Raw genomic sequence first — 2454 nt, 5'->3', positions numbered from 1 at the left:
GTCCATTCCCTATCTCGACGGCATCAAGCCGCAGCTCGAGCGCGTCGCGCCGGTGAAGACGATCGGCCTCTACACCGAGGCCGGAGAACCCTACCGGCTAGCCGTCGAGGCGACCCGCGAGCTCGCCAGGCTGACCCGCAGGCAGGCCGAAAGCGAGGCGCTGATCGCGGCGACCGAGGCCTGTTTCACCGAGACCAGGCAGAAACTCGCGCCGCTGGCGGCAAGGCCGGTCTACATCGTCAACTTCCTCGATCCGCGCAATGTGCGCGTCTATGGCGCCAGGAGTCTCTTCCAGGCGGTGTTCGACCGCATCGGCATCCGCAACGCCTGGACCGGCGAGACCAATTATTGGGGCTTTTCGACCGTCGGCATCGACGGCCTGGCGACAGCGAGCGATGCGCGTCTCGCCTTTCTCGAGCCCATGCCCGAGGGCGCCGGCGGCACGCTGACCGAAAGCCCGGTCTGGAACGCCATGCCCTTCGTGCGCAACCGATCGATCATGCGCCTGCCCGCCGTGCTGATGTTCGGCGGGCTTCCTTCCGCCGCCCGCTTCGCCCGCGTGCTGACCAGGGCGATGACAGGAGAAAACGGCAATGGCTGATGCGGCGGTAAGCAAAGTGGGTACGGCCGGTCTCATCGTCCCGCGCGCCGGTGGCCAGCCGACCGTAGCCATCCTGCTTTGCGCTGCGCTCGCGGCCTTGGCCGTGGCGGCGACCATTCCCAATCTTGCCGTTCAACTGCCGCCGGCGCTTTGGCTCAAGGCGCTCGCTTTACCCGAAATCGACGACATGCGGCAGGTGCTCGTCCACTATGCCTTCCTGCCGAGGCTTGCCGTCAGCCTGCTTTGCGGCGCGGCCCTCGGCCTCGCCGGAACGGTGCTGCAGCAGGTGCTGCGCAATCCGCTCGCCTCGCCGGAGACCGTCGGCGTGTTGGCCGGCGCCTATTTGGCACTGGCGCTGGCCACGCTTTTCTCGCCCGCGCTGCTTTCCTTCGGTCGCGAATGGGTGGCGCTTGCAGGTGCCCTTGTCGCGCTCGCTGCAGTCTTCGCGCTGTCCTGGCACAAAGGCCTGTCCCCGCTGTCCGTCGTGCTCGGCGGCCTTGTTGTCAGCCTCTATGCCGGAGCGATTGGCGCCGCCCTTATCGTGCTCAGGCACGAATGGCTGGCCAACCTGTTTATCTGGGGCTCCGGCTCGCTCGGTCAGCAGGATTGGAAGACCACGCTGTGGCTCCTGCCGCGTCTGAGCCTCGCGGCATTGGCGATCGGCCTGATGGTGCGGCCGCTGACCTTGCTCGGCCTCGACGACGAGGGCGCGCGCAGCCTCGGCCTGCCGCTCGGCGTCTATCGCTTTTCCGGGCTTGCCGCTGCCGTTGCGCTGATTGCCTTTGTCGTCGCGGCCGTTGGCGTCGTAGGCTTTGTCGGCCTCGCGGCGGCGGCCCTTGCCCGCATAGGCGGCGCCCGCCGGCGCGGCCAGCGGCTGGTCATGGCGCCGTTGATCGGCGCCGCGCTGCTATGGGCCGCCGACCAGGGCGTGCAACTGCTGACCGGGCCACAGGGCGATCATTTGCCGACCGGCGCCATCACGGCGCTTCTCGGCGCGCCGCTGCTGCTCTGGCTGCTGCCGCGCCTTGCGCTTGGCGCCGAGCTTCCAGCGCCTATCGCCGAACGGCTGCCGCGCGCGAGCCCTCCTGGCCCCCTGCTGGCGGCGATCGGCCTGTCGCTCCTTTTGCTGCTCGCGCTTGTGCTCTGCTACGGACCGGGGCCGCACGGCTGGAGCTTCGTCCTCGGCGACCAGTTGGCACCCTTGCTGTCATGGCGACTGCCGCGCGTTTCGGCCGCGCTTGCCGCCGGCGCCATGCTGGCGCTGGCCGGCTTGATGATGCAGCGCCTGACAGGCAATCCGATGGCCAGCCCCGAAGTGCTAGGCATCAGCGCGGGTGCTGCGCTCGGCATGATGGCGGCGCTGTTTTCCGTGGCTGGCCCCAGCCGTCCGCTGCAGATGATGGCGGCGACCGTCGGCGCCTTCGCTGCTCTGGCGGCGACACTTGCGCTCGGCAGCCGCGCCGCCTACGCGCCGGAGCGGCTGCTGCTCGCCGGCGTCGCGCTGACCGCTCTGTTCGATGCGCTGATCCTGGTGCTGACCGCAACCGGCGACCCGCGCGCCATGCTGCTGCTCAATTGGCTGACCGGCTCGACCTACGGCGTCGATGCGGACTCGGCGCTGCTCACTGCGGCCGCCGCGCTTTGCCTGTTCCTCGTGGCTCCCCTCTTCATCCGCTGGCTGGACATGCTGCCGCTCGGCGCCGCCGCGGTGATGGCGCTTGGCCTCGACGTGCGAAAAGTCCGGTTCGCCGTCCTGCTGATGGTCGCCGCGCTCACCGCCGCCTCGACCCTGATCGTCGGTCCGCTGACCTTCATCGGCCTGATGGCGCCGCATCTCGCCCGCCGCCTCGGCC

Annotated in this window: 2 protein-coding genes; both read left to right on the top strand. The window is 69.4% G+C overall.

The window, feature by feature from the left end; all coding sequences use genetic code 11:
- Window positions 1–601, top strand: a 601-nt coding sequence (locus EN742_RS31810; protein ID WP_128333723.1) for an ABC transporter substrate-binding protein, incomplete at its 5' end; no start/stop codon positions are given.
- The coding region (gene fhuB, locus EN742_RS31805; protein ID WP_128333722.1) for a Fe(3+)-hydroxamate ABC transporter permease FhuB at window positions 594–2454 on the top strand (1861 nt) is incomplete at its 3' end. The genes EN742_RS31810 and fhuB, both read left to right, overlap by 8 nt.

The organism is Mesorhizobium sp. M4A.F.Ca.ET.020.02.1.1 (assembly GCF_004022645.1).
Lineage (GTDB): Bacteria > Pseudomonadota > Alphaproteobacteria > Rhizobiales > Rhizobiaceae > Mesorhizobium.
This window is presented reverse-complemented; position numbering and strand designations above follow the sequence as displayed.